The sequence below is a fragment of the Arthrobacter sp. R4-81 genome, assembly GCF_054792365.1.
In genome coordinates this window covers 2447223-2473341 of the sequence record NZ_CP096445.1, presented here as the reverse complement: position 1 = coordinate 2473341, position 26119 = coordinate 2447223, and the positions used below count along the sequence as shown (strand labels likewise).

General features: G+C 63.7%; 21 protein-coding genes. 11 read left to right on the top strand and 10 right to left on the bottom strand.

The features are described 5' to 3' along the window. Positions 1 to 42: 42 nt before the first annotated feature. The 5 genes from M1E05_RS11600 to M1E05_RS11580 all read right to left on the bottom strand — a co-directional run bounded on the left by M1E05_RS11600 (position 43) and on the right by M1E05_RS11580 (position 4873). Positions 43 to 1149, bottom strand: a complete 1107-nt coding sequence (locus tag M1E05_RS11600; protein ID WP_461163000.1) for an ATP-binding protein — start codon at positions 1147 to 1149, stop codon at positions 43 to 45. After that, complete coding sequence (locus tag M1E05_RS11595; RefSeq protein ID WP_461162999.1) at positions 1146 to 2627, bottom strand: DUF5691 domain-containing protein; 1482 nt, start codon at positions 2625 to 2627, stop codon at positions 1146 to 1148. Before M1E05_RS11595 ends, M1E05_RS11600 begins: the two co-directional genes overlap by 4 nt. After that, positions 2624 to 3922: an SWIM zinc finger family protein gene (locus M1E05_RS11590; protein WP_461162998.1), complete on the bottom strand. Its 1299-nt coding sequence runs from the start codon at positions 3920 to 3922 to the stop codon at positions 2624 to 2626. Before M1E05_RS11590 ends, M1E05_RS11595 begins: the two co-directional genes overlap by 4 nt. A 96-nt stretch (positions 3923 to 4018) precedes the next feature. Continuing rightward, on the bottom strand, positions 4019 to 4474 hold the full coding sequence (locus M1E05_RS11585; protein ID WP_461162997.1) for an SRPBCC family protein: 456 nt from the start codon (positions 4472 to 4474) through the stop codon (positions 4019 to 4021). A gap of 9 nt (positions 4475 to 4483) precedes the next feature. After that, positions 4484 to 4873, bottom strand: coding sequence for a hypothetical protein (locus tag M1E05_RS11580; RefSeq protein WP_461162996.1), 390 nt, complete (start codon positions 4871 to 4873; stop codon positions 4484 to 4486). 137 nt (positions 4874 to 5010) lie between these two features. Between M1E05_RS11580 and M1E05_RS11575 the strand changes: the two genes are divergently transcribed. The 3 genes from M1E05_RS11575 (at position 5011) to M1E05_RS11565 (ending at position 10493) form a co-directional block, all read left to right on the top strand. Next, positions 5011 to 8721 (top strand): BTAD domain-containing putative transcriptional regulator, encoded by a 3711-nt coding sequence (locus tag M1E05_RS11575; RefSeq protein ID WP_461162995.1) that lies wholly within the window; start codon positions 5011 to 5013, stop codon positions 8719 to 8721. 98 nt (positions 8722 to 8819) lie between these two features. Beyond that, on the top strand, positions 8820 to 9398 hold the full coding sequence (locus M1E05_RS11570; protein ID WP_461162994.1) for a dihydrofolate reductase family protein: 579 nt from the start codon (positions 8820 to 8822) through the stop codon (positions 9396 to 9398). Positions 9399 to 9437: 39 nt separating this feature from the next. Further along, positions 9438 to 10493, top strand: coding sequence for an LLM class flavin-dependent oxidoreductase (locus tag M1E05_RS11565; protein ID WP_461162993.1), 1056 nt, complete (start codon positions 9438 to 9440; stop codon positions 10491 to 10493). Here M1E05_RS11565 and M1E05_RS11560 read toward each other — a convergent pair. Both M1E05_RS11560 and M1E05_RS11555 read right to left on the bottom strand, forming a co-directional pair. Further along, the gene (locus tag M1E05_RS11560; RefSeq protein ID WP_461165236.1) at positions 10456 to 11394 is read right to left on the bottom strand and encodes a 5'-3' exonuclease; all 939 of its coding nucleotides are present in this window, start codon (positions 11392 to 11394) and stop codon (positions 10456 to 10458) included. The genes M1E05_RS11565 and M1E05_RS11560 overlap by 38 nt on opposite strands. Before the next feature lie 49 nt (positions 11395 to 11443). Then, positions 11444 to 12013 (bottom strand): MOSC domain-containing protein, encoded by a 570-nt coding sequence (locus M1E05_RS11555; protein WP_461162992.1) that lies wholly within the window; start codon positions 12011 to 12013, stop codon positions 11444 to 11446. A gap of 157 nt (positions 12014 to 12170) precedes the next feature. Between M1E05_RS11555 and M1E05_RS11550 the strand changes: the two genes are divergently transcribed. Then, positions 12171 to 12962, top strand: coding sequence for a TIM barrel protein (locus M1E05_RS11550; protein WP_461162991.1), 792 nt, complete (start codon positions 12171 to 12173; stop codon positions 12960 to 12962). 22 nt (positions 12963 to 12984) lie between these two features. On the opposite strand, the gene M1E05_RS11545 is transcribed toward M1E05_RS11550, so the two are convergent. Further along, positions 12985 to 13875, bottom strand: a complete 891-nt coding sequence (locus tag M1E05_RS11545; protein ID WP_461165235.1) for an SDR family NAD(P)-dependent oxidoreductase — start codon at positions 13873 to 13875, stop codon at positions 12985 to 12987. Positions 13876 to 14141: 266 nt separating this feature from the next. Here M1E05_RS11545 and M1E05_RS11540 point away from each other — a divergent pair, with 266 nt between their 5' ends. From M1E05_RS11540 to ggt, 7 genes are all read left to right on the top strand, one after another. Further along, entirely contained in the window at positions 14142 to 14567 is a 426-nt protein-coding gene (locus tag M1E05_RS11540) for a ChaB family protein (protein ID WP_461162990.1), read from the top strand. A 78-nt stretch (positions 14568 to 14645) separates the two neighbouring features. Further along, the gene (locus tag M1E05_RS11535) at positions 14646 to 15704 is read left to right on the top strand and encodes a LacI family DNA-binding transcriptional regulator (RefSeq protein WP_461162989.1); all 1059 of its coding nucleotides are present in this window, start codon (positions 14646 to 14648) and stop codon (positions 15702 to 15704) included. 223 nt (positions 15705 to 15927) lie between these two features. After that, on the top strand, positions 15928 to 16941 hold the full coding sequence (locus M1E05_RS11530; RefSeq protein WP_461162988.1) for an ABC transporter permease: 1014 nt from the start codon (positions 15928 to 15930) through the stop codon (positions 16939 to 16941). Continuing rightward, the gene (locus tag M1E05_RS11525) at positions 16938 to 17948 is read left to right on the top strand and encodes a carbohydrate ABC transporter permease (protein ID WP_461162987.1); all 1011 of its coding nucleotides are present in this window, start codon (positions 16938 to 16940) and stop codon (positions 17946 to 17948) included. The genes M1E05_RS11530 and M1E05_RS11525 overlap by 4 nt, the downstream gene beginning before the upstream one ends. A 101-nt stretch (positions 17949 to 18049) precedes the next feature. Further along, on the top strand, positions 18050 to 19600 hold the full coding sequence (locus M1E05_RS11520) for an ABC transporter substrate-binding protein (RefSeq protein ID WP_461162986.1): 1551 nt from the start codon (positions 18050 to 18052) through the stop codon (positions 19598 to 19600). A 38-nt stretch (positions 19601 to 19638) separates the two neighbouring features. Then, positions 19639 to 22995 (top strand): alginate lyase family protein, encoded by a 3357-nt coding sequence (locus tag M1E05_RS11515; protein ID WP_461162985.1) that lies wholly within the window; start codon positions 19639 to 19641, stop codon positions 22993 to 22995. A gap of 136 nt (positions 22996 to 23131) precedes the next feature. After that, complete coding sequence (ggt, locus tag M1E05_RS11510) at positions 23132 to 24979, top strand: gamma-glutamyltransferase (protein ID WP_461162984.1); 1848 nt, start codon at positions 23132 to 23134, stop codon at positions 24977 to 24979. 34 nt (positions 24980 to 25013) lie between these two features. Here ggt and M1E05_RS11505 read toward each other — a convergent pair whose 3' ends face one another. Continuing rightward, positions 25014 to 25376 (bottom strand): DUF6510 family protein, encoded by a 363-nt coding sequence (locus M1E05_RS11505; protein WP_461162983.1) that lies wholly within the window; start codon positions 25374 to 25376, stop codon positions 25014 to 25016. Continuing rightward, the gene (locus M1E05_RS11500; RefSeq protein ID WP_461162982.1) at positions 25373 to 26110 is read right to left on the bottom strand and encodes an FAD-binding oxidoreductase; all 738 of its coding nucleotides are present in this window, start codon (positions 26108 to 26110) and stop codon (positions 25373 to 25375) included. Before M1E05_RS11500 ends, M1E05_RS11505 begins: the two co-directional genes overlap by 4 nt. Between the last annotated feature and the right edge of the window lie 9 nt (positions 26111 to 26119).

Genomic DNA, 26119 nt, shown 5'->3' with positions numbered 1-26119 from the left:
CGTGTCATGGGAGCGGTTCGACGGCGGCCGCTTCGACGGCGGTCAATTCGGGGTCTCAAGGTCACGGCAGGCACGGTAGAGGTCTTTCCAGTCCGGACGGTTGCGCACGATTGTCTCCAGATACTCCTGCCAGATCACCCTGTCCTGCACGGGATCCTTCACCACAGCGCCCACCAAACTTGCGGCGACATCCGGTGCCCTGACGGTTCCGTCACCGAAGTGCGCGGCCAGCGACAGTCCGTTCGTCATCACAGAGATAGCCTCCGCGGTGGACAAGGTGGCTGACGGCGATTTGAGCGTTGTCCGCTGGTCCTGTGTTACCCCGGAACGCAGTTCCCGCATGATGGTGACCACCCGGCGGATCTCGGAGAGTGCCGCCAGATCGGCCGGAAGCTCCAGGGCCGTGCCGAGGCTGCGGACCCGGGTGCTGACGATCTCCACTTCCTGGTCAAGGGTGTCAGGAAGCGGCAACACCACGGTATTGAAGCGCCGACGCAGTGCCGATGAGAGGTCGTTGACTCCCTTGTCCCGGTTATTTGCCGTGGCGATGACGTTGAATCCCTTGCGCGCCTGGACTTCGGCATTCAGCTCAGGGATGGGCAGGATCTTCTCGCTGAGGATCGTGATGAGGGAGTCCTGCACGTCCGAGGGGATGCGGGTGAGCTCCTCCACCCGCACCAGGCTTCCGGTCTCCATAGCGCGCATCACCGGCCCGGCGACCATTGCTGCGCGGGACGGCCCGTCGGCCAGCAACCGCGCATAGTTCCAGCCGTACCGCAGTGCCTCTTCCGGGGTGCCCGCGGTGCCCTGAACTATGAGGGTGGACGTACCCGAAATGGCCGCGGCCAGATGCTCACTCAGCCACGTCTTCGCAGTGCCGGGTACCCCTAGCAGCAGCAGCGCCCGGTCGGTGGCAAGTGATGCCACGGCGATTTCCACGAGGCGCGCCGAGCCCAGATATTTCGGAGTGATCTCGACGCCGTTGGGCAGAGTGCCGCCGAGGATGTAGGTGGCCACTGCCCATGGCGAGAGGCGCCAGCTGGGGGGCCGGGGCCGGTCGTCCGCAGCGGCCAACTCCCTGAGTTCCTCGGCATAGGCGTCCTCGGCGTGGGCGCGAAGAACGTCAGTAGGGGAGTAGGCATCGGTCATCGGAAGGCCTCCGTCAATGATTGTCGGAATGATTGGTACTGTACGACATCACGCAGCACCCGGCGCCGCGCGGCGTCCTCGTCTGAGCGCTCGAGCAGCCCGCGGCACTGATCGGCCAGGTCGAGCGGAACCGCCAGGGGCAGGAACCCGGCCAGCATCGCGGCCAGCTGGCCGCCGTTCTTGGCGGTGACCAGTTTGAGTACTTCGTCAGCCAACGGCCGGGCCCATGGCCTTGGCACGTCCCGCAGCAGTGGGACCAGTGATATTGGGTTCGTGCCGCCGTCGCGGATGTAACGCACGAGTGAGAGCTCGCGCTCGCGGTCGGGCAGGCAGTTCAGCAGTCGCACGTCCTTGCGGACGCTGAACAGCGCGCGGACCCAGTCGAGGTCAGCCCGAAGCACCGCTGTGTCGAGAATCGCGTTGATGACCCGGGTTTCGCCCTCCAGCAGTGCAATGGTTGCCGCTGGACTGCGGCCGGCCGCCGTCGTCCACACGTCGAGGGGCGCACCTCTGATGATCGTTTCCAGCCGGCCGAGCCGGTCCGGTTCACCGGTGCGGGGATCCGGAGCAATCCCGTCGCGCAGGGCCGCGGCATCCGGCTCAGGAGGAAGATCGATCTCGAACTGCTTGCGCAGCAAGCCTTTCACGCGCAGCAGCGGACGCAACCGGGCCTCCATCCTGCGGGCGCGGGCGCTGGCGGGGAGCCTGTCCAGCAGGGTCGCAGCCACCTCCCGCACACTCTTCGCCTTGTCGTCCAGGGCCATTTCAAGCAGGTCTTCGTCTTCCGCCTGGATGTTTGTAGCGAAGGTGCCCAGGTGGGTGGCGCGTTCCCTCGCGCTGAGAGTGTCCCATTGCGTGCTCAGCAGGTCGCGGGCGGCCCCGGGGTCGGTTCGCCGGAGCCGTTCGATTTCTACGGCGGCATCGGCAGTCCCAAGCTCTGCCCAATCAGTCGCGCTGCCAGGAGAATTCGCAGAAGACGGGACTGCCTCCTTGGGCCGGGTGATGTCCTGAAGCCAGCGGCCCCGGGTTCCGATCGCAGGCTGCAAATGCTCTTCAACACCTGGCTTGGTGTCAGCGAGGGTGAGCAGAGCCGGGAGCAGCCGGTGCGGTACTCGCCGTCGGGACTCCTTGGCGAGCTGCAGCCAGTCCGTCACCAGTTGCGCCCGGAGTTCCAGGCCGACCGGTGGCTGGGTGAGCAGCAGTTCCAGCAACCGGGCGGCTTCACCGGAAACTTCGGGGGCATCGTCAGGCGGCGCTGCATCATGGTGCCGGTACGCGGTGTCGATCGCTCTATCGAAACTGCTGGGGCGGCGAACTGCACGGGTGATGACGTCGGCCAAAGCTGCCTGGTCGAGCAAAGACTCCTCCCGCGACAGGCCATCCGGCGGGCGGAAACCCAAATCTTCGGGCGGCGACGGCGGTGAGTGCCTTCCCGTGCCGAGAAGCGCAGATGTCCGGAGCTCAGCCAGCCAGCTCATGGGGTCATCACAGCTTCGCCGACGACGACGGTCAGCGGCCGCACGCGGCCCTCCTCCAGTTCGCCGAACAGGTCGACAGGATAACCGCCGGTAAGTGCCAGCAAGGAGTCCAGGGACGCATCGACAATTGGCAGGGCGTCACCAGATCCATCACGCAGCCAGCCGGCGTCACCAGCGGAGACCCGGACCCCACTTAACAGCACCGGATAACGCCCGCGCCATGGCGACAGAGCGACGGCCACCGATTCCTGTTCCAGAGCCTGGGCAATGCTGCAGCCCTCACCCAGGCTGCGGGCCAACCCGCGGGGTGCAACAGGGGTGGTAAACATGGCCCGCTGCGGTGCCGAGCCAGGGTACAAAGCGACGGTGACGTCCAACTCCGCCCCGGCCAGTTGAGGCGTCGCGAGTGCTTGACCCTGGGCAGCAAAATCGAGGACGACGGCGACCTTCCCGCCGGGTCCGCGAATCCAGGTGCGTTGTTGCTGGAGGCGCCCGTCATCGCTCCGGTGTGCGCCGAGAACCAGCCATGGACCAGGCAACGCCCCGGTACCCTGAACTTCGGCGGTGGCAGTGGCCCATCCCACGGCCACCCGGAGGTCCGCAAACTCGTCAGGGGTCAGCTGGTCCCTCATGCCCCAGGCTTTGGTGAGAGCCCACCAGCGACCTGCGTGAAACAGCAGATAATCGGCCCAATCCGTGCGGGCGTGCACCTCAGATCCCATGGTGCGTACTTGATCGGCCAGACCGGGGAGCTGTGCGTCGACCAGGCGGGCAGCTACAGCATCCCACCAGGAGTACGGCTGGTTGCGGGCGCCAGCCAGCCCCGTCCGCACCAGATCGGTCAACCAACGGGCAAAGTCCGCGATCCCGGCATCCATCAGCGCCAATCGGTCAGCCAGCCTCTTGGCCTGGGCTACTGGGTCCGGCTGCTGCCCGGACTGGCGACGTTCCCGGTCTGCGGCCCGGTCCTCCCGCTGCTTTGCCCATTCCTGGGCGAAGTCAGCGGTCTCCTCGCCGGCGTCGGCCGCCTCGCCCCTGGCCCAGAGGATAAGCAATGCCAGCGCGTGCTTGCACGGGAATTTCCGGCTCGGGCACGAGCAACGATAGGCAGGCGTAGCAGTGTCCACGCTCACCTGGTAAGGGGTCTTTCCGCTGCCCTGACATTTGCCCCACACCAAAACATCATTGCTGCCGGTATCGGACCAAGGGCCCGGATGAGCCAGCTTGCGGGCAGCCGCCAGAGAAGATTGATCCGGGGCAGCGCCGATCACCCTCTCCTCGCTCCAACGCACCATGATGCTCATTGTGCCCGATGCGTGGGGCACTGCAAGGGAAGGATGGCTGTGTTGACGGCCCAAGAGGCAGGGCAATGTCGCCTGGGCCGTTCGGTGTCAGCGAAATTCGGGGTTGTCGGCCTCGAGGACCCGCTTGAGATTGGTGAGGAAGCCGGCGTTGCGCTTGCGCATCATTCCGCCGGTGAAGGGCGCCACGATCCGGAGCATCCCCTTGGGCTCCATGTCCAGGCGGCGGGTGATCCGTGAACCGCCGTCCTCGGGCACGACAGTGAGTGTCAGGACGGGCTTCATATTCCCCATCTGCGAGGTGAGCACCACCTGGCGAGGGGGTTCGTACACAGTGACGGTACCTGTCCCCTCGGACTCTCCCATGAACGGCTTGAACCGGGTCCGGAACGTGGCGCCGGCACCGGGTCCGGCCGGTCCTGTGGCGTCGTATTCCGCGTCGAGGATGTCCGTATGCCACTGCGGGTCGTTGCGTATGTCCGATACAAAGGCGAACACCTGATTCACCGGCCGGTGGATCAACTCGGTGCTCTCGATGCTGATCATCACCCCTCCTTAGCGGACCGTGCTGCGGTTGAAGCCGGCAAGGTGCTCCGGAAAGTACCGCTCCGGAACGTGCGGGGCCGACCATGGCTCCAGGACCTCGGCCAGCCGCTGCGACTTCTTGCCGTAGTACTGCTCGAGCTCGATCTTGTCCATCCAGTCCAGCCCGGCACGGAGGTGGTTGCTGATCAACTCCATGTGATTCAACATGGAGTCGGCGTCCGGGTGGATCTGAACGCAGGTAACCCTGCGAGTGGCCTCATCGATGTAGAAATTGAACGAGATGAGCCGCGGCTCATTGATCTCATAGAACTCGGCCTGCTCCGCCAGGTACTTCCGTGCGTCCTCAACCTTTCCGTCCTTGATGGTAAAGCTGCCGACGTAAACGAATGTTGTGTTCATGGTGTCTCTCCTTCTTTTTTATACTTTCTGTGGACCGCTTTCCTCTAGGTTCTGCCCCGCTGCTAAAGCCTCGCTAAAGGTTGGGAAGGGCCTGGGTAGGGCCTCGGTAAAGCGGAGTTGCGCGGTGCTAGATTGGTGTGCGGAAGGAACTGGCGGGGAGGCTGGTGGTGGAATTCCGGATCCTCGGACCGATGGAGGTTCGCGATGGAACCCGGCGCCTCGACGTACCGGGCGGACGAGCCCGTGCTCTCTTGGCGATACTGGTCCTTCATGCGGGCAATGCCGTACCAGCCGAGCGTCTGATCGACGAGCTGTGGGGCGAGCAGCCGCCTCCGACCGCGAGCACCGTCATTCAGTTGCATGTGCTAAAGCTGCGCAAGCTGCTTGAGCCTGACCGCGAAGAGCTGGGACGGCCCGCACTGCTGGTCACTCAGGGAAGTGGCTACCGCCTCGCCATCGAGCCGGAGGACGTTGATGCCGGTCGATTCAAGCAGCTCATCGATCAGGCCGCCAGTCAGCCTGCGGAGCTCCGCTCAAAACTCCTCAGGGACGCACTGGCTCTGTGGCAGGGCCCGGCGCTCGCTGACTTCACCTATCATCCGTTTGCCCAGAGCGCCATTGCCGCCTTGTCTGAACTGCGCCTGGCGGCGCTCGAGGCGCGGATCGAGGCCGACCTCGAGATGGGACGGGAGCAGGGCTTGATCGCCGAGCTTGACGCGCTCGTCGCCGAGCATCCGTTCCGGGAGCGGCTGCGTGGCCTGCAGATGCTCGCCCTATACCGGGCGGCTCGGCAGGCGGACGCGCTCGCAGCGTACCGCGCCGCCCGGGATCTGCTGGTGGACGAGCTCGGTGTCGAACCTGGTCCCGACCTGCGTGCGATTCATGACGCGGTGCTCCGCCAGGACCCCTCGCTCGGGCGGCGGCCCCCGGCACGCCCCTTGGGAGGTGGCTGGCTGCCCGACGAACGCCGCATGGTTACGGTCATCGGCATCGAGATGGTGCCGGCCTCGGAGGATTCCGAGGACGTGGATGCCGAGGCACTGGCGACAGCGAGCGCACGCGTCAACGCGGTCGCTGCCGATGTTTTGCACACCCATGGGGCGCGTGTCGAGCCTGTCGTGGGTGGCCTGATGGTGGCCTTCTTCGGTTTCCCGGTCGCGCACGAGGACGACGCCGTGCGGGCGGTCCGTGCCGCCGTCGAGGTCCGTGACCGGATCGCGACGGCGGACGAACCGGTCGTTCGCCATGCCGCGCGCGTCGTCGTCGAGAGCGGCGACATCGTCGTTAGGGGGTCGGGCGGGTCGCTCGCGGACATGGTGTCTGGTCCGGCGGTGACCTCTGTCTTCCGGCTCCAGCGCGTCGTGCGGGACGGCGACGTCGCCATCGGCCCTCGGTCGCTGCAGCTGGTGCGTGGTGCGGCCGTTGTGGTCCCCATACCAGGTGCGGGCGCGGCGTGGCGGGTCATCGGGATGATGGATGACTCCCACGGCCGGCTCCGCTTTGACTCCAGGGTGGTGGGACGTGCCGAGGAGCTGGCCAGGATGCGTGCTGCCTTCCGCTCGGCCGTGCGGTCCGAGCGGCCGAAGCGATGCATCGTGGTGGGCGAGGCCGGGATCGGCAAGACACGGCTCGCCGCCGACTTCGCGCAGAGTGTGGACTGCGATGCTCTGGTCGCGTGGGGCCGCTGTGCGTCATATGGCGAGGGAATCACGTTCCTGCCGCTCCGGGAGGCCCTCCTCGACGCCGCCGGGGAGGGAGGCTGGCCGGTCTTGGCGGAGCTCGCACCCGAGGAGTCTGCGGTGGTGGCCACCGGGCTGGGTCTTGACCATCGCACGGTTACTGTTCCCGCCGTGTTGAATGCGGCCGTGCGGTTGCTGGATGCACTCTCCGTCGCGCAGCCTCTTGTACTGGTGTTCGACGACCTGCACTGGGCCGAGCCAACGCTGCTCGACCTTGTCGACGACGTTGTCGGATCCGGGAACGGCAGGCTGCTCGTGCTGTGTCTAGGCCGCCCCGAGCTGCTGGACCAGCGCCCAGAGTGGAACGACGACGCACTTGTCCTCGAGCCGCTCCCCGCCGATGATGTGGCGATGTTGGTGCGGGGCCGGGCGCCCGGGATCGACGACGACGCTGTCACCACGATCATCGACCGTGCCAGGGGCAATCCGCTGTTCGCGGAACAGCTCCTGGCGGCGCAAGGGGAGGCGGACCTCGACGCGCTCCCGGCGTCGCTCCGGGGCCTTCTCGCGGCCCGGCTGGACCGGCTTGGACCGGGCGAAAGAGACCTTCTGAGGGTAGCGGCGGTAATTGGTGATGACTGCAGCCGTGATGCCCTGGCGGCACTGTTGCCAGAGGAGGCCACTGTGTACGTCGAGCGGCATCTCTCCACCCTCGAGCGGAGGAGGCTGCTGACAAGCGGCAACGACGGCGTGGTCCGCTTCGGGCATGTACTGATCCGGCTTGCAGCCTACCGCTCAATGACCCACCCCGACCGGGCCACGCTGCACCGAGGCTATGCTGAGTGGCTCCTGGACGACGCCCCGCAGCAGCCACCCGAGCTCGACGAAGTGGTGGGCTACCACCTGGAGCAGGCGGTGCTAAGCCTCCGGGCGATCGGCGCCATCGACGAGTCGCTGACAGCCCAGGCAGTTGCGCACCTTTCCCGCGCGGGGAAACGCGCCGTCGCCAGAGTCGATGAGACCGCTGCCCAGAACCTGCTGTCCCGGGCCCGAGCCATGATGGCCAGCGCGGACCCGGAGCGGGCGGCGCTTACCCAGAGCCTGGCCGAAGTGGACCTTGTACTCGGCCGGTTCGCAGAGGCCCAGCAACTCCTGCTCGAGATGGCTCAGGATGCCGCCGCCGCGGGGGACAGTGTTGCCGCACAGGCGGCCCGGCTCGAGCACGCCCGCATCCAGTTCATCATCGGTCCGGATCCGGTGCCGTTGTCGTCAATCGAGCGGGAAGCCACCCAGGCGGAATCGTTTTTCTCCGTACGCAACGACAAGGGAGGCCTCTGCCGTGCAATTTTTCTCCGGGCCTGTGTTCGTCTCAGGCAGGGGCGCCTCATCGAGGCGGAGCGGGCTTTCCGCGCAAATATCGAGCTCGCCGACCGGGCCGACAGCATGCGGGAGCGGATGGCCAACCGCTGGGTGCTGGCAGAGGCGCTGACACTGGGCCCGGTGCCGGTGCGCCAGTGCCTTGCCGAGATCGACTCCCTCGCTCTCCCAGGGATGGAGCACCCCGGACTGCTGATCCATGCGGGCGTCCTGTACGCGATGGATCGCCGCTTTGACGAGGGCCGGGAACTCCTGGATCGCGCCCAGCGGGCTGTGCAGGAGGCCCTGCACGCTCCGCGGCTGCTCATGTTCGTGGCTGCGGCGCGGGCAGCGGCCGAACTTCTCGCCGGCGACCTCGACGCGACCGAAACCGCCCTGCGAACCTGGCTCGACAGTGCTCGACGCACCGGCGAGCGCGAAAAATTGCCAGTGGCTGCCGCCCGTCTGTCAATGCTGCTGAACAAAACGGGGCGCCCGTCCGAGGCTGCCGAACTGGCCGCGCTGGCAACCGCGACCACACCGGCGGAGGGCGTGGAGGCACACGCTCTCTCTGTAGCGGCTGTCGCCGGAGTCGCGGCCTCAGGAGACCCGGGTAAGGGACTTGATCTTGCCCTTGAAGCACTTCGATGGGCGCCGGCAGAGATGCCAAACCTCCGCGGCGACATGCACCGGACCCTGGCCGACGTCTACTTCGCCAAAGGGGACATAACCAGTGCTGAGGCCGCACTTGCGGATGCTCGGCGCTGCTATCAGGCCAAGGGGAACCTGGCGGCCGTCGCTCAGCTGCCTTGAGGCAGCAGAGTTCCTCCAAAGCCGGTGGCTCTTGGCGAAGGGTTGAAGGCCATCCGGGCGCGGCGTAAAGTCCCTCGAACTACCCAAGAGAGGAACCGATGATGGGACAACTGGTTGTTCAGCAATTCGTCACCGCAGACGGATTTGCAGCAAACGCCAACAACGAGTTCAACGCCTACGAGTTGCTCGACGGCGGCACGGCCGAGTTCGACCAAAACCAGCTCACCTGGCTCGACACTGTCGACGCCATGGTGCTTGGGGCAGCCACCTACCGGATGTTCGTGGAGTACTGGCCCACTCCTGCATCAGAGGGGGAAGTTATTGCGCCGGCTTTGAACGGGCTCCGCCGCTTTGTGTTCTCCCGGCAGCTCGAAAAGGCACCCTGGGGAGATTATCAGGAGGCAACCATCGAGTCCGGTGATGCCGTCGAGGCGATCCGCCGGATTAAGCGCGAGATCGCGGGCACCATAGTTCTCTGGGGCAGCCTGACGTTGAGCGAGGCGTTCTTCACCGCCGGGGAAGTTGACGGCGTGCGGCTCGTTGTGATGCCCGTCGCCATTGGGGCAGGGCGGGGCGTGTTCCCTGCGGACCAGGACCCCATCCTGCTGAACCTGCTGAGCGCAAAGCCGTACGACAAAGGGCTGATGGAGCTCGAATATGGAGTCAGATCCCGGTAGAGGAGGAATTCCTCCCGGACCACCGTGGTTCAACCCAATATGCCCCTACCCGCACGGATATCCATTCTCGACCGCGCCAACACCAGGGTTGGGTTTTCCGCCTCCGAAACCCTGCATAGGGTGCTGGACCGCGCACGGCTTGCCGAGGAACTCGGCTACCACCGATTCTGGGTAGCCGAACACCACGCAGTGCCTGGCATCGCCGGATCAGTCCCATCCGTGCTGATGGCAGCCATTGCCGGCCGGACCCGTTCCATTCGAGTCGGTTCAGGCGGCATTATGCTTCCCAACCATCAGCCGCTGGTGGTGGCAGAGCAGGCGGCAACCCTCGAGGCCCTTCATCCCGGACGGATCGACCTTGGTTTAGGCCGCTCCGTTGGTTTCACACAGGCCGTCCGGAATGCCCTGAAGAACGGGAAGCAGGACGCGGAGCGGTTTGAAGATGATCTGACCGAACTCCTCCGTTACCTGTCCGGTTCAGCACCCGTCACTGTACGCCCCCGAAACGCTTCGCTCCCTCCGGTTTTCGTGTTGGCCACCGGATCAGGGATCGACATTGCGGCCCGGGCCGGCCTGGCGGTCGTCTTGGGAGGACCAGCGCCGTTCCGAGCCGATCAGAGCGGAAAGATACCGGCATTGGAGAGATACCGGGCCCGGTTCCGTCCGTCACGCTGGTTCGACAGGCCCTTCGTTATGGTTGCTGTCAACACTGCTGTGGGCTCGAGCCGGGATGATGCCCGGAACTTGCTGCTGCCTGAAGCGATCTCGCTCGCGCGGTCCCGGACCACCGGCGAATTCGAAGCCCTCGCGCCGGTGGACGACGGTGAGGAGAGCCGGCTGACTTCCCGGGAGCAGACTGCCGTCGAGAGCAGCCTCTCGACGTCGATTTATGGCACCCCCTCCGAGGTGCGGAGCCAGCTTGAGAGCCTGGTGGAGAGCGCCGGAGCCGATGAACTGCTGGTCACGGGAGGGGCTTTCGACGTCAGTGGCCAGTCAGAATCCGACCGGCTGTTGGCCGGGATCTTCTCCCGAAATGGCCATACGGACGCCGAAAGCCTTAGCGACGCCGGTCGAGGGCTTCCAGGAGCCTTCTGACGGAGCCGCCGAGGTTCCATTCGGTGGCCAGACGTTCAAGTTCGGCGCGCGAATCGCCGAGAACGGGATGCAATTGCGCGCCCGCCTCCTCGAGCGTCGGCAGCTTCAGGTCACGCACGACGTTTACGACGGTTGGCGCCACCACGAGATAGTCAGCAGCCGCGGCGAGCTTCGAGCGAACCGGCGCGGACAGCCCGCTTCCCGGAATCAGCGCCGCCTCCAGCAGCCCTTCCAGCGTGCCGTACTCCTTAAGCAGCGAGGCTGCTGTCTTCTCGCCGATGCCGGCAACGCCGGGCAGCCCGTCGGAAGCATCGCCGCGGAGGGTGGCGTAGTCGGCGTACTGCTGGGGCAGCACACGGTACTTGCCCACGATGACGATCTCCGTGATGACTTCCAGGTTTTTCATACCCCGCGCGGTGTAGATGACGCGCACCTGACGGGCGTCGTCGACCACCTGGAAGAGGTCACGATCGCCTGTCACCACATCGACCGGGAGGTCGGCGTGGCTGGCGTAAGTGCCGATAACGTCGTCGGCCTCATGCTCGGGAGCGCCCACGACTGCGATGCCGGCGAGCTCCAGTACCCGGCGGATGAGCGGAAGCTGCACCTCAAGGGCATCGGGCACCACCTCAACATCGGCAGCTCCTGCCACTACCTCGGCGACCCGGTGCGACTTGTAGGTGGGGAGGAGGTCTACCCGCCACTGCGGACGCCAATCGTCGTCCCAGCACGCAACGAGATGCGTGGCGTCATAGTCGGTGGTCAGCCGGGCAATCATGTCCAGGAGACCGCGAACGGCGTTCACCGGCGTGCCATCAGCGCGGCGGATCGTATCGGGCAGGCCGTAAAAGGCGCGGAAGTACAGCGACGCAGTGTCGAGCAGCATCAGGCGGTCAGGCATAACTGATCCTGACACAGATCGGCGGTCAGGTTTCGTACGCTCCCTGGATTTACGGCAACCGTGACGGTTTCAGCAGGGTGGCCCTGCCGGCCAGTGCAGGTTCGAGGCGCACAGGGCTGAGCAGTGTGGCTTGACCCCGGTGCAAGATGCCACCCGAAAGCGGCTGGCAGCGCAAGCCCCCGCGCCCCCGCATCGCCGCGTGTGCTCCCGGTGCGAAAACTTTGTCCATCCAGGCGCAAGGGTGGGCAGGCCGTCCACCCCGTAGCCGCACCAAAGCTCCGTGCGATTCCAACCCGAACTCCTCGCCGATAAGCGGGGCGAGATGAGCGCCTCTGAGCACGATATTGCGCCGCGTCAGGAGTGGATCCAGCGGCCCAACTCCCAGGTCCAAGGCAATGGATTCGAGAGCCTCGACGGCGAACAGCGTCACTGCCGCATCCATGTGGGCGGCTTTGCCGAAGAACCGATCACCGACAATCCCTTTTCCGGCCACCAGTTCCACCCTTTCGGCGTCTGAAGTTGGGACGTCCGCGGCGCCGTCCTTCGCCCGACCGAAGTAGGCGTGTTCCGGAGACACGAGCAGGTGGATGATCTCGACGTCGTACCTGTAGCTCTTCACCGCTCAAACCCCTTCCATCCCGTCGGCCCTCTTCCATGCTAAGTGGCCGATGCCTCTCCGGAGCGAGAGCGGGGACTCCCATGCGGACTCTGCAGGGGTTGTTGGGCATAATCTCCCTAGCGGTTGTTTCCACGAGAACACGGAGAAAGGCCAGCGAATGACTTACGAACTATCGGTCTGCACCGAGATGCTCTTCCGCGAGTTCGGCGAGCCGATGTCGCTCCCGCAGCTGAGGGCTGTCAAAGAGTCCGGCATCGACGCGGTGGAGTTCTGGTTCTGGCGCAACAAGGACGTAGACGCGATGGAACGGGCTTTGGGAGAAACAGGACTCTCGACCGTCACCATGGTCAGTGAGCCCCAGAGCCGTGCTGTTGACCCCGCGCGGCTGGACGAGTTCGTCACGGCTGTGACGGAGTCGCTCCCAATCGCGCAGCGGCTTGGGATTCCCAATCTTGTTCTGGTGGCGGGGGAGACCCGGGAAGTTGCCACCGATGTCGGGCAGAGGAAGGCTTTGACCGATGCTCTGCGGGCCGCTGCACCCTACGCGGAGGAAGCTGGAATCACCCTGGTCCTCGAGAACCTGAACAGCCGGATTGACCACGTTGGCACCTACCTCAGTTCAACCCCGCTGGCGCTTGAGATCCTTCGCGACGTGGAGTCGGCCAACGTCAAAATGCTCTACGACCTCTACCACTCTGTGATGATGGATGAGGACCCCGCAGATGTTCTCGCCGGCTCTATTGAGCTCATAGGCCACGTCCAAGTGGCCGATCACCCCGGCCGCCACGAACCGGGATCCGGGCTTGTGGACTGGAAAAAACAGGTCCGCACTCTCAGAGAGCTGGGATACCAGGGAGGCATCGGCCTCGAATACACGCCGTCCACCGGTAACTCAGCAGAATCCCTCCGCCACATCAGGGATGCAGTCGTGGATGTGTCCACTGCCTGACACAACGGCGGGATTGCCCTGCTCAGCCGGGATTGGCCAGGCGGGTACACGCATCCCAGAATCGCTTTCGGGCTTCCGGGTCCGAACCCATGCCCGGAGTAGGCATTTCCTTGCCCTTGGACCAGACCCTGCCCGAGACCGCAGCCGCCTCCGGGGCCGTCGCTAGCCAAACGGCGGTGTCAACGGCCTTGTCTGCCGGCTTGCCGAATTTGTTGGTTATCCAGCGGAACGGCCCGCCGACGTCCTGAAGCAGGGCTGTGTCCTTGACCAGGCCGGGGTGGACTGCATTTACAACGACGCCCGTTCCTTGTAGCCGTTCCGCGAACTCCTGGGTCAGAAGCACGCGTCCGAGCATCGTAGGAGGTGTCGAGCGCAGGTACGAGTACTTGCCTTTCGCGGTCTGGAGGTCGTCGAAGTCGATCTTCGTATTCGAGTACCGCGATGCGATATTCACCACCCGCGACGTGTTCACATTGCCGTCGGTAGGGCCGAACCCTGAGGCGTCGGCGCCGTCTCCGGTGGCCGCAGCCCTTTTGAGTGCGTCCAAAAGCAGGTTTGTGAGGAGGAAGTAGGCCATGACGTTGGTGGCAAACGTCATCTCGAGCCCTTCGGGGGTTACCTGCCGCTCCTTGCGGAACACCCCCGCAGCATTCACCAGTACGTCGAGTTTGTCGTGCCGGGAAAGGAACTCGCTTACCGCGGAGCGGATGGATGCCTGGCTTGAAAGGTCGCAGGCAAGCGGCTCTAGCTTCGCTGTGGGAACAGCCATCCTAATGTCCTGCATCGCCTCTTCTGCTCGGGCGGTTGAGCGCCCTACAACCGCCACCGTAGCGCCTTCGCCTGCCAACGCCGTCGCGATTGCCTTGCCGATGCCACCCGTGGCTCCCGTCACGAGCGCCACCCGTCCGTCCATGGATGGCATTGTTGTCTCCTCGGTCAGGCGATGCTCGCCCTGAGGGCGACGACGGTCTGAATGGTCCGCTCCAAGGAACCGGACCTAGCAACATCCCAGCACGATTCACTCAGTTTGGCGAGGGGACGGTCGCCGGGACACCGGGGCTGCTGAGGCGGGCCCGGAACAGCGGGCAAAGCAAGCGCCGGTGGTCCGGGCAAAGCCAACGGTGGTTAAGCTGGTTACATCCGGATAATCAGCTTGCTGATGAAAGGAGTGTGGGTGCAGTGCCAAAAACCGGAAAGAATGATCACGCCCGCAAGGAAGAGCTTCCCTCCACCCTGCAACGCTCTGAGCAGAAAGCCCAGGACACCTTCGCCAAAACATACGATGCTGCCCTCGAAAGCTATGACAATGACGAGAGCCGGGCAGCCCGCGCTGCCTACGCATCGCTCAAGCACAGCTACGAGAAAGTGGGGGACCACTGGGAGCCGAAGAGGAAACGTGGCCCGTCCGACAAGCGCGCGGAGGAAGGTATCGATTCCTCCGTACCCACCGCCGGAGGCGTGGATGCGAATGCCTCGAAGGAGCACCTCTACAAGCGGGCCCGGGAACTGAACGTCCCGGGGCGTTCGAAGATGGACAAGGATCAGCTGGTCAAAGCGCTGCAGAAGGCCAACGACGCTGCAACGCGGAAGGCGCGCGCGGATTAAGCCGTCTTGATATCGATATCACCGCTATTCGGGTAACCTTTCGCTGAGACATCGAAGCCGGACCACTGGGGCGGAACAATGAGGATAGCTAAGAACGAGCGGGTGCCCGTCATTGCCGACGTCGCACGGCTGGCTGGGGTATCTGTGCCGACGGTTTCGCGCGTGCTGACCGGGAACATCCCCGTCAGTGAAGAGCGCCGGAAGCGCGTACTGGATGCGATTAAGGAGCTCCAGTACCACCCGAGTCCACTGGCCCGGGCCCTCAAGAGCGGTAAGCGGACAATGGTTGCCATTTTCGCAGCAAGCACGGAATCCTTTGGTTACGCCTACACCATTGCCGGAATTGAAGAAGCGGCCAAGGCTGCCGGCTATACGATCGTCATTTCCGCGGTGAAGTCTCCCGATCCTCCGGATGTTCAGGCTGCCCTGGAACTGGTCCTGCAACAGCAACTCGCCGGCATTATCGTATTGGACTTCGACCCCTCGGCAGCTGAAGTGCTCCAACAGCTGCCCAAAACCGTTCCCACCGTTGCCGCGTCAGGATTCCAGGCCGGCCAAGCGGGCTTCCCCTACGCTTTCATCGACGAATATGCTGCCGGACGCCAGGCAACGGAGCATCTGTTGGGGCTCGGGCACCGCACCGTCCACCATCTGGGTCTCTTCCCCCTCAGTCAGTTCTCAGGCCGATACCAAGGCTGGAAGGACGCGCTCACCGATGCCGGGATCGCCCCTCCAGCTGTGCTCGAAGCCTCCCGCGCCGCGCACTCCGGGTACCAGCAGGGTCTTCGGATCGCCTCCGACCCTGACATCACCGCGCTGTTCTGTTCCAACGACGGCCTGGCTGTCGCTGCCATGCGGGCACTCTTGGAGAAGGGAATCCGGGTGCCCCAGGACGTTTCCATTGTCGGCTGGGACAACCAGCCTTTCAGTGAATTCACTTGGCCCGCCCTGACCACAGTAGCCCCGGACTTCAAGGGCCTGGGCAGCAGAGCGTTTGGTTTGCTGCAGCAAAGCCTGGCGGTTCCCGATGCGGTTCAGGACTCCACAGCTGTGCCGCTCCTGCTGGAGCGCGAGTCGACAGCCTCTGCAAACGCACGCCGCAGCGCAGTCTCGCCACCCACCTTCATAGAACCTTAATTCCCAAGGTTTGGGATTGCGCTATCCCAAAGCATGGCCTAGCCTGATATCGATATCAGTGATGCGGATCTCACACCAGGCAAATCTGGGCGATTTCCGCTTCCACTGACCCCCACCCCTACCTTCCCGGCAAGGGTTTGGACTGTTAGGCAGGATAACGATTTCCCTGTTGTTCCATCCAGATCCCCGCGACCTACATCATCTACATTCAAGGGAGAGTGCCATGCAAGATAGCATGACGGCCCAACAAGGGAGACCAGCGGCGGCTGACCTGTCCTCTCGGAGTGCCCCGTCCGCCCGCAAGCCGCAGACGAAGCGCACGCGCAGCCAGCGGTCCCGGGGCTCCGGAGTGTTGCTGCTGCTGGCCGCTCCGGGAATTGCGTGGTTCCTGGTGTTTGCGTACGCCCCGATGGCCGGATTGGTGGTGGCTTTCAAGAATTTCGATGTCAGTCAGGGCATTTTCGGCAGCCCCTGGAGTGGTCTGGATAACTTCAAGTACTTTGTCGAGAGCGGGGATGCTCCGGCGATTGTCCTGAACACCCTGGTGCTGAATGTTTTGTTCCTTGCGGCGACGCTGGGGGCAGGGCTTGCCTTGGCGATCATGCTCAATGAACTGCGCGCCCGCGTCTTTAAGAAGTTCATGCAGTCCGCCATCTTCTTCCCGTACTTCGTCTCCCCGATTGTCATCAGCATCATGCTGCAGGTCATTCTTGCCGGGGCTGGCGGGCATGGGGGAGCAGTCAATGACGCCCTGGGGATTTTCAGTCTTCCGGAGGTGAGCTGGTACACCGAGCCCGGTCCCTGGCCCTGGATCCTCACCATTGTCAAGGTCTGGCAGCTGGGCGGGTACATGTCGGTGATCTTCCTCGCGGCCATCACTGCCATTCCCGAAGATGTTTATGAGGCCGCAATGCTCGACGGCGCCAGCCGGGCCAGGATGGCGTTGTCCATCACGCTGCCGCTGCTGAAGCCAACAGCGGCCATCCTGATAGTGCTCGGCGTCGGAAGGATCTTCTACGGCGACTTCGGCACCATCTTCGCAATCATCGGCGACAACGGCACCTTGTTCTCCACCACCGACGTGATCGACACCTATGTATTCCGTTCGTTGAGGACCATCGGTGACTTCGGCACCACGGCCGCCATTGGACTGTTCCAGTCGGTTGTCGGGTTCATCCTCGTCACGGCGGCAGTACTCATCCAGCGCCGCTACTCGAAAGAAAGCAGCATCCTGTGAGCACATCCATAACCCCGAAAATGATCCCGGTGGACATCCTGGAAGCTGATATGACTGTGCCCCGGCGGCCGCGACGGACCCTGGTCAAAGCAAAGACGCCGGCGCCGCGTACTGGTGATTCGCTGAGGTCCGGGCCCGGCCGCCGCAAGAGACTGCGCATTGAACCGTTCACGGCTGTGAGCTATGTCGGAGTTACCGTCTTTGGGTTGTTCGCCCTTATCCCGCTGTGGATGATCGTGGCAGGATCGCTGACCGCTGAATCCACCCTGGCCCGCAGCGGCTACAGCTTTTTCCCCGAACCCTTCTCGCTGGACGCCTACGTCGCGATCTTCTCCGGGACGGCGGTATTCGAGGGCTACGCGGCCACACTCTTCATCACCTTCATCGGCACGGCGCTCTCACTCAGCGCGACGGCCTCCTTGTCCTGGGTGATTGCCCGGGGCATGCCTCGGATCAGCCGGCCTCTAACGATCTTCGCGTACCTTCCGATGCTCTTTACCGGCGGACTGGTGCCCCTGTACCTGCTCGTCACCCAGGTGCTGCACCTGCAGAACAACTGGTTCGCCGTCATCCTTCCGCACATGATGGCCCCGTTCCTGGTATTCGTAGCCGTCAGCTTTTTCCGTCAGCTTCCGGAGGAAATCCTCGACTCCGCAAGAGTGGATGGCGCCGGCGAGCTTCGGGTGTTCTTTGAGATCGTTCTGCCTTTGTCTAAACCAATCCTGGCTGTCATCGGCCTGTTCTATGCCGTGTCCTACTGGAACGAGTGGTTCACGGCGATGCTGTTCATTTCCGACCCGGACAAATACCCGCTCCAGCTGATGCTGCAGAACCTCATTGCCAACGTGACTAATGCAGCAACGCTCCCCGGATCAGGTTCCGTGGCCCCGATCTACCAGCTGCGCCTGGCCCTGACAGTTGTGACCATCGGCCCCATCCTGCTCGCTTATCCCTTCGCGCAGCGTTACTTCGTCAAGGGACTCACCCTGGGCGCGACCAAGGGCTGAGCCACAGACCCCACCCATCAGTTTCTCTCCGTTCCGTCTTCATCACCCACCAAGAGAAGTTCCCTGGCCCGCCGGTGCCAGCGTACAAAGGAGTGCACCACATGATCGCTAACCCAGCAGTTTCCCGCCGCGGTTTCCTTGGCCTAGCCGGAGGCCTCGGCGTTGCAGCGGCACTCGCCGGCTGTGGCACGTCCGGCAATTCCTCGGGCGGCCCCGTTACGGGAACTTCGACGGCGGTGCTCCCCAGCACCGCCCCAACCAGTTGGAATGCGGTCCTGGCCAAAGTCAACGGCAAGCTCAAGGCTGATCGGGGTTTCGAGCTGGATGCCCAGTTCATCAACTGGTCCAACTACCAGCAGCAGTCGTTGCTGAAGTTCACGGCCGGTGAGAAGTTCGACTCGGCCCTGCAGGCGCTGTGGCTGAACATGGCCCAGTTGCAGCAGAGCGGATCACTTGCCGACCTCACCAGTGAAATCCCCAAGTACAAGAACCTCAGTGCCACCTTGCCAACGAAGCTGCTGGAATCCAACAGCTGGGACGGCAAGCTGTGGGGCATCCCGCAGGTCAACAGCGCAGCCCGTGTCCAGCACTTCGTCATCCGCCAGGACCTCGCCGACGCCCTCGGCTTCTCCACCATCACGGACTTCGAACAGCTGGAGCGTTACTTCTACGCGGTGAAGCAGAAAAACGACGGCACCGTGGCTTACGGCGCGGCATCCAACAGCGGCTACCTCCATGCGCTGCCGGTGCCCACCGGTATGTTCAACGCCACGTCCTGGGAAAATCCGGACACCATTGCCCGGGCGTTCAGCGGCAAGGGCATGTTCTTCATGCTGGCCAAAGACGCCGTGAAGACCGGGTCCTCCGCCCCGACGCCGTTCTGGGACGACGAAGGGGTGGTGGAGGCGTTGCACCGGATCCGCAAGTACTACAACGACGGCATTATCAACGCCGACGCCTTGAACACCGACGCCGCCACCCTGAAGAGCCAGTGGACGGCCGGCAAATATGCTGCGGGTTGGGCCATGACGGACGGTACATCCAGCAACACCCTCAGCACGCTGCAGAAAGCTGTCCCCGCTGCCGCCCTCGCGAACATCATGCCGCTCAAGGACGGGTTGTCGGCCAAACCCAACCAGACGTTCCAGGCCGACAACATGGTGGTAGTCAATTCCAAGGGCGGCAACCTGGACCGGACGATGCAACTGCAGGACTGGCTCTCCATCAAGGAGAACCACGATCTCATCTCCTACGGCATCGAAGGCACCGACTGGGAACCCGCTGACGGCAACAAATTCAAGCCCCTCAGCGATTATGCCTTTCCTGGCTACGCACTGTCATGGCGGGCCAGCCTGGAGCGGAAGTCGCTCAGCATCAGTGCCACCGAAGAGAAGATCTTCGAATGGGCCCAGAACTTCGACAACTTCACCGTCGATCCCTTCGCGTCCTTCATTCCTGACGCCACCCCGGTTAAGCAGCAGGTTGCCGCCATGACCAACGTCATCACCCAATTCGCCAACCCGCTCTTCTATGGCGTCGTCGACGTTGATTCCCAACTCGCCAAACTGAAGAAAGCCGCAGACGGCGCCGGGGTCGCCAAACTCCAGGAGGAGATGGACAAACAGGCCAACGCCCACCTCAAGAAGGCCTGACTCGTCCCCCTCCTGAACCCACTCCAAGGACCCAATAAATGAAAACAGAGAAGTTCGAATTCAGCCGGCGCAGTCTTCTGCAGTCTGCAGGACTCGCGGGAGTAGCCGCAGGCGTCTACCAGTTCGCCTTCATGGACGCGGCGCAGGCGGCCCCGTCTGTGAAGGGGGGCTACCAATCGTCCACAGTGCCAGGCCCCGGGCGTACCCTCAGTCACCCCGGCATTCTGCATCGCGCCGAGGACCTGGAGCGGATGAAGAAAGCTGTGGCGGCCAAAGAGTCCCCGATCTACGACGGCTTTCTGGCCATGGCGGCGAACCCGCGCTCCTCGTTTTCCTACAAGGTCCAGAACACCGGCCAGATTCAGTCCTGGGGGCGGGGACCGTCAAACTTCACAGGCCAGTCAGTAGGGGATGCCGCAGCGTCCTACCAGAACGCGTTGATGTGGACTCTGACAGGAGACCGTCGGCATGCTGACAAAGCGCGCGACATCCTCAATGCCTGGGCGCGCAGCCTGCAGTCCATCACCGGCGCCGATGGGCAGCTTGGCTCAGGACTTCAAGGTTTCAAGTTCGCGAACGCTGCCGAGCTGCTGAGGCATTCAGGCTACAACGGCTGGCCCGAGAAGGACTTCCAGGCCTGTGTGGATTCCCTGCGAAGTGTCTGGTACCCATCCCTGTCCGGCTATGCGCTCTTTGCCAACGGGAACTGGGATGATGCAGCACTCCAAACAATCCTTGCCATAGCCGTTCTGAGCGAGGACAGGGTGATGTTCGAGAATGGCCTCCGCTTTGCCGCCTACGGCTCGGGTAACGGCTCAGTCCTGAACCGCGTGGTCAACGAATCGGGCCAGGGGCAGGAGAGCGGGCGGGACCAGCCCCACGAACAGCTTGGCCAGGGCCTGCTCGGATATTGTGCGCAGGTTGCCTGGAACCAAGGCGTAAACCTTTTTGGCATGGCGGACAACCGGATCCTCGCGGGCTATGAATACAACGCCCGTTACAACCTCGGTTTCAATGACGTTCCCTTCGTGGCCGACCTGGACCGCACCGGCAAATACTTCAAGCAAACAGTTTCACCGACAGGGCGCGGGCAGCTCCGTCCCATCTATGAACTGGCCTACTCCCACTACGTCAGCCGCCTGGGACTTTCCGCCCCGGGCACCAGCGGGGTTGTTTTTCGAGGGGCCGGCGGAACCAGGGTGATTGAAGGCTGGCATGAGGATGACCCGGGCTGGGGAACCCTGACCTATGCCCGCCCGGCAACGCCCATCGGAGTGCCTGCATCCGCCCCCGGCCTTCCCAGTGGCCTGCGCGCATCCGGGACCGGCGGCGCCGTATCGCTTTCGTGGGTGGGTTCCGTTGATCCCGTCAGTGGCGCAACTGCGAGCAGTTACAGCGTCAAACGTACCGAGCACCTTGGTGGAGACTTCACCGTGATTGCCTCCGAGGTGCCGGACACGAAATACGAGGACCGTACAGCACGTTCCGGGCGTACCTACTACTACGCCGTCACAGCTGCGAACGAGGCAGGAACCAGCGAAGATTCAGCGGCGGTAGCGGGCACAACGGGACTTCCTGACGCTTGGGCAACCGCAGCAATCGGCACTACCTCCGGTGCAGGGGACGCGCTCTTCGACGGCGTACGCTTCACCACCGAAGACCACGGAAGCGACATCGCCGGAAATGCCGACAGCTTCCGGTTTACCTATACCCGCCTCCGGGACGAAGGGGCTGTCATCGCCCGGATTGTCCATCCCCTCAGTTCCCAGTACGCCAAGGTCGGGGTGATGATCCGATCATCCCTCGATGCGGGGTCGGTGCATGCCGCAATGCTGCTGCAAGGCCTGCCGCTCCACACCTGGAGCGGCGTCTGGACCACAAGAACAGCAACGGGTGGTCCCAGCAATGGAAGCGGCAGCGTTCCCGTGCCGCCCACCCAGCAGCAGGCAATTACCGCCAAGGCCGGCTTTCCCATCATGGATCACGGGTCGCTGCCGGAGTCGGCTACTCCCTTGGCAGCCCCGTATGTTGAAGGTGCAGGCGACGGTTACCGCCTGCGCATGCCGTACTGGGTGCGGATCGTCCGCACGGGAAAACGGGTGGCAGGCTCCATTTCCCCTGATGGAAAATCATGGACAGAAGTTGGTTCGTTGGAGATGGATCTTCGAGGCGACGTTTATGCCGGCCTCGCCAGTTGTTCATGTCTTGGGGACCTGGAGTCCGGAACCTCAACGTTCGACAACGTTTCTGTGGGCCGGTGGTCAGTGCCAAAACCAGAAGGAATGGCGCAGGGGCTTTCAGCGTCTGCCAGCGTGTCTGCGATTGAACTTTCCTGGAGCGACCCCGATCCGGCAGCAAGATATGTGGTTAAGCGCTCGGAATCGCCCGACGGGGACTATAAGACGATAGCGGCCGACGTCGGACCGGTCGGTTTTGGTGTGCATCTGAGCTATTCGGACCCCAGCGGCGTTCCCGGCCGTCTCTACTTTTTCAAGCTGGCCAAGACCAACCTTTCCGGCGAAGGGCCGGACTCGGAAGCCGTCTCAGCCACCATGCCCGAGGCGGTTGCACCTGCCATGCAGGCCGCCGAGGCCTTTGCGACCCTCGGAGCCGGTTTTGAATACCGGATCACGTCAACGCCTGCTTCCGGCCGGTACTGGGGGCGGAATCTCCCGCCTGGGGCGATCGCCGACCACAGGACGGGCGTCATCTCGGGAACGCCCCGGTTAGCGGGCGTCTTCGAGTCGACTGTGGGAGCTGGATCCTCGTCGGCACCACTCAGGATCACGGTAGGAAAGCCTCTGCCATCCCCGTGGAGCTCAGCAGATTTCGGCGACCTTGTGCTGGATGAACGCATGCTCGGCCCTGTGGGTGTTGTTGCCCTTCATGTGGCAGGTGTCGCCCATGAGAATCAAGGACAGTTCGTTGTCCGAGGTGCCGGACCTGGACTGAACGTCAACAACCAGGGAATGGTTGCCCACGTGGCGCACCAAACGGTGCAGGGAAACAAAACGATCACTGCCCGCGTTGCTGACCGGGTAGATGCAGCCCAGGGTTCACGAATAGGCGTCATCATGTCGAAGTCGCTTTCCCCGTTCGACCTCATGGCTGCGACAGTCCTCGCCCCGGCCGGAGGAGGCGAATTCATCCGTCGTCCTGTGGTGGCTGGACGCGCCACCATCACCGGCGGCGCTAGCGGGACGTGGGTGCGGCTGGTACGAAGGGGGAACGTCTTCACGGCGGCAGTTTCAGTGGACGGCATCACCTGGACCGGTCTGGCCGAGCAGGAGCTGCCGGGCTTCGGCGACGCGCCCTACTACATTGGGCTTGTTGTCTGCTCCGGGAGCCAGCGCCTTCTCACCAAGGGGGTCTTCGAAGGCCTGGAAATTTTCTGACGAGCAGCCCGAAGGCGGTTCCTAGCGGCCGGTGCGACACGCGAGCAGCCGGTTTCTGGCGGCGTTGAGTGTCGCACCGCCGCGTAGTAACGTGGCCCACACCTTCAACTCGCATCACTCTGACTCGGGAGAAACCATGCCTTATGTGAGACGTCGATTGGCTGCCGTCACGGCAGTGTTGGCTATGAGCGTCACGAGCGGTGCGGTCGGGAGCCCCGCTTTTGCCGATCCCCGGGAGACTGAAAAGACCGCAACAGCGACGGGGTACGGCGGCGCTGTGAGCACTGTGGACCCGGAGGCGTCTGCTGCCGCAATCGAGGTTCTCCGTAAGGGCGGAAACGCTGCGGACGCGGCCGTCGCCGCAGCGGCAACCCTGGGCGTCACCGAGCCATATAGTGCGGGCATCGGCGGCGGAGGCTACTTCGTTTTCTACGATGCGAAGACCGGGGAGGTCAGTACGATTGACGGCCGCGAAACCGCGCCGGCCGCCATGCCCAACGACGCCTTTATCAACCCGGCGACCATCACGCCCGCCAACCCCACCGGCAGCCCTTACCGCTTCACCCCTGAGCTCGTGACATCCGGCGTCTCCGTGGGTGTTCCGGGGACTCCGGCCACCTGGGAGCGGGCCCTCGAGCGGTGGGGCACAGTGAAGCTCTCCGAAGCACTCAAGCCGGCAATCAAGGTAGCTACGCGCGGTTTCGTGGTTGACGATACCTTCAGGCAGCAGACCCTCGACAACAAGCTCCGCTTCGAGGCCTTCACCTCAACGAGCGGCCTCTTCCTGCCCGGTGGGGATGCCCCCGCCGTCGGCACCGTTTTCCAGAACCACGACCTCGCCGAGACCTACCGTCTACTGGCCCGCCATGGCATGAACGCCTTCTACACAGGCCCGCTCGCGGAGCAGATCGCGGCAACCGTTCAGAACCCGCCGAAGTCGCCCACAACCTCGCTGCCCGTCCCTGTGGGGCACATGACGGCGGCGGACCTTGCCGGCTACCGGGTGCTGGACCAGGCGCCCACCCATGTCAACTACCGCGGCTATGACGTCTACGGCATGGCGCCCTCCAGCAGCGGCGGCACCACTGTGGGAGAGTCCTTGAACATCCTGGCCCAGTTTGACCTCTCGTCCAAGGACATACCTGCTGCCTACCATCACTACCTCGAAGCGAGCGCCCTGGCATTCGCGGACCGCGGCAAGTATGTGGGCGACCCGGCGTTTGTGGACGTCCCGACGGCAGAGCTCACCGATGCCGTCTTCGGCAAGGAGCGCGCGTGCCAGCTCAATCCGCTGCAGGCTGCCACGAAGCCCGTCGCACCCGGCGACGTCACCGGATACGACGGCGTGTGCCCCGCTCCAGCCGCGGCGCTTGCCGATGACAGCGACACTGAGAACATCTCCACCACCAACCTGACTGTCTCTGACAAGTGGGGAAACGTGGTTGAGTACACCCTCACGATCGAGCAGACCGGCGGGTCCGGCATCGTTGTACCGGGGCGCGGATTCATCCTCAACAACGAGCTCACGGACTTCACTACCGTGTACAGTCCCACGGATCCGAACCGGATCGAGCCAGGGAAGCGCCCGCGCTCATCAATGTCGCCCACCATCATCCTCCAGGACGGCAAGCCGTTCCTTGCACTCGGCTCGCCCGGGGGATCGACGATCATCACCACGGTTCTGCAGACAATTCTGAACCGTGTGGATCTGGGGATGAGCACCCCGGAAGCTCTTGCGGCACCGCGGGCATCGCAACGGAACACCGAAAAGGTCACGGCAGAACCTGAGTTCATTGCGGCATACGGAAGCCAGCTGACGCCCTACCGGCACCTGTTCACGCCGTCGGGTGACGCGTTCACCTCGGCAGCACAGATCGGCGCAGCGACAGCTATTGAGTTCCTGCCCGACGGACGCACGGTTGCCGCGGCTGAGCCCGTGAGGCGCGGGGGCGGTTCGGCCATGGTGGTCAAACCGTCACCGTAAGCGCCGGGCCAGACCTGCAAGGGAGAGCTCCCGCCTAGTCCTCGCGATCGATCTGCAAGTAGCTAAGGCCACTCAGGTCGAGCCAGAACTGGGTGGGAGTCTCCACCAGGCGCAGGAGGACACCCTCGCAGGATTTGCAGCGCACAACGATTCCCGGGCCGTCGGCATAGACCGACGCCTCTCCGAACGCCCGGATGGCGCCGCAGTGATTGCAGCGTCCGATCGCCGCAATGATGTCAATGCGGAAGAGTTCCCAGAGTGCGCCTGCTGCCGCATTTCCGTCGAGATGAGGGATTGGGTTGTGTGCGGTCCCGGCAATGTCCTGGTCCTCGATGCGCAGATCTTCAGCGCGCCCGTCATCGGAGCCGGGTGCACTTGAGTTGTTGTTGACAGTCACGGCGTCCCTCCCGTTCCGCCGAAGCGTTCAGTCTTGATGGACGCCGCCGGATAGCCTGCCTGCACGAGCCACTCTGCGACCGTCTCAACAAAGACTGTTTGACCACAGATGAAGAAGTCCGGCATATCGTCAGCAGGAAGCATCTTCGCCAACAGTGTTTCTGCCGTAAGCCTTTTTGCAGCAGTTGGCCAGCCCGGGGGGGCTTCGCGCGTGTAGACGTAGTCGACACTGAGTTTGGGGGATTCCCGACTCAGGGTGAGCAGCTCCTCCCGATAAAATGCGGATGCCGGTGATTTGAGTGAGTAGAGCAGCTGGAATTGTGACGGATTCGGAGATGCCTCATGAGCCCGGATCATCGACATGAGGGGCACGACGCCGGAACCTCCTGCTATCAGCTGAACCGGGTTGGTGTTGGTCGGCCGCCAGACGAACCAGCCTCCTACGGGTCCACGGATTTCCAGCTGGTCTCCGACCGCCAGGTGCCTGACCAGGTAGGGTGAGACCTCCCCGTTAGCCAGTTCGTCCACGGTGATTTCGAGGAGCTCGTCCATGCCAGCCGTCGCCACCGAGTAGGACCGGACAGCTGTGTAGCCGTCATCCGCCGTAAGCCGGATATCGATATGCTGGCCGGCGAGGTTGCCCATCAGGCCGTCCACCCGCAGCCCGATGGTCCTGGCTGTTTCAGTTTCCAAAGTCCCGCTGACAACGTCCGCGACGCGCCACAAGGTGCTCATGCGTTCTGC

Coding starts and splice junctions, on each gene's coding strand:
- ggt (WP_461162984.1), top strand. CDS start 23,132: ATGCCTTATGTGAGACGTCGATTGGCTGCCGTCACGGCAGTGTTGGCT.
- M1E05_RS11565 (WP_461162993.1), top strand. CDS start 9,438: ATGCCCCTACCCGCACGGATATCCATTCTCGACCGCGCCAACACCAGG.
- M1E05_RS11535 (WP_461162989.1), top strand. CDS start 14,646: ATGAGGATAGCTAAGAACGAGCGGGTGCCCGTCATTGCCGACGTCGCA.
- M1E05_RS11530 (WP_461162988.1), top strand. CDS start 15,928: ATGCAAGATAGCATGACGGCCCAACAAGGGAGACCAGCGGCGGCTGAC.
- M1E05_RS11550 (WP_461162991.1), top strand. CDS start 12,171: ATGACTTACGAACTATCGGTCTGCACCGAGATGCTCTTCCGCGAGTTC.
- M1E05_RS11585 (WP_461162997.1), bottom strand. CDS start 4,474: ATGATCAGCATCGAGAGCACCGAGTTGATCCACCGGCCGGTGAATCAG.
- M1E05_RS11580 (WP_461162996.1), bottom strand. CDS start 4,873: ATGAACACAACATTCGTTTACGTCGGCAGCTTTACCATCAAGGACGGA.
- M1E05_RS11515 (WP_461162985.1), top strand. CDS start 19,639: ATGAAAACAGAGAAGTTCGAATTCAGCCGGCGCAGTCTTCTGCAGTCT.
- M1E05_RS11600 (WP_461163000.1), bottom strand. CDS start 1,149: ATGACCGATGCCTACTCCCCTACTGACGTTCTTCGCGCCCACGCCGAG.
- M1E05_RS11560 (WP_461165236.1), bottom strand. CDS start 11,394: ATGCCTGACCGCCTGATGCTGCTCGACACTGCGTCGCTGTACTTCCGC.
- M1E05_RS11545 (WP_461165235.1), bottom strand. CDS start 13,875: ATGGACGGACGGGTGGCGCTCGTGACGGGAGCCACGGGTGGCATCGGC.
- M1E05_RS11570 (WP_461162994.1), top strand. CDS start 8,820: ATGATGGGACAACTGGTTGTTCAGCAATTCGTCACCGCAGACGGATTT.
- M1E05_RS11500 (WP_461162982.1), bottom strand. CDS start 26,110: ATGAGCACCTTGTGGCGCGTCGCGGACGTTGTCAGCGGGACTTTGGAA.
- M1E05_RS11590 (WP_461162998.1), bottom strand. CDS start 3,922: ATGGTGCGTTGGAGCGAGGAGAGGGTGATCGGCGCTGCCCCGGATCAA.
- M1E05_RS11520 (WP_461162986.1), top strand. CDS start 18,050: ATGATCGCTAACCCAGCAGTTTCCCGCCGCGGTTTCCTTGGCCTAGCC.
- M1E05_RS11595 (WP_461162999.1), bottom strand. CDS start 2,627: ATGAGCTGGCTGGCTGAGCTCCGGACATCTGCGCTTCTCGGCACGGGA.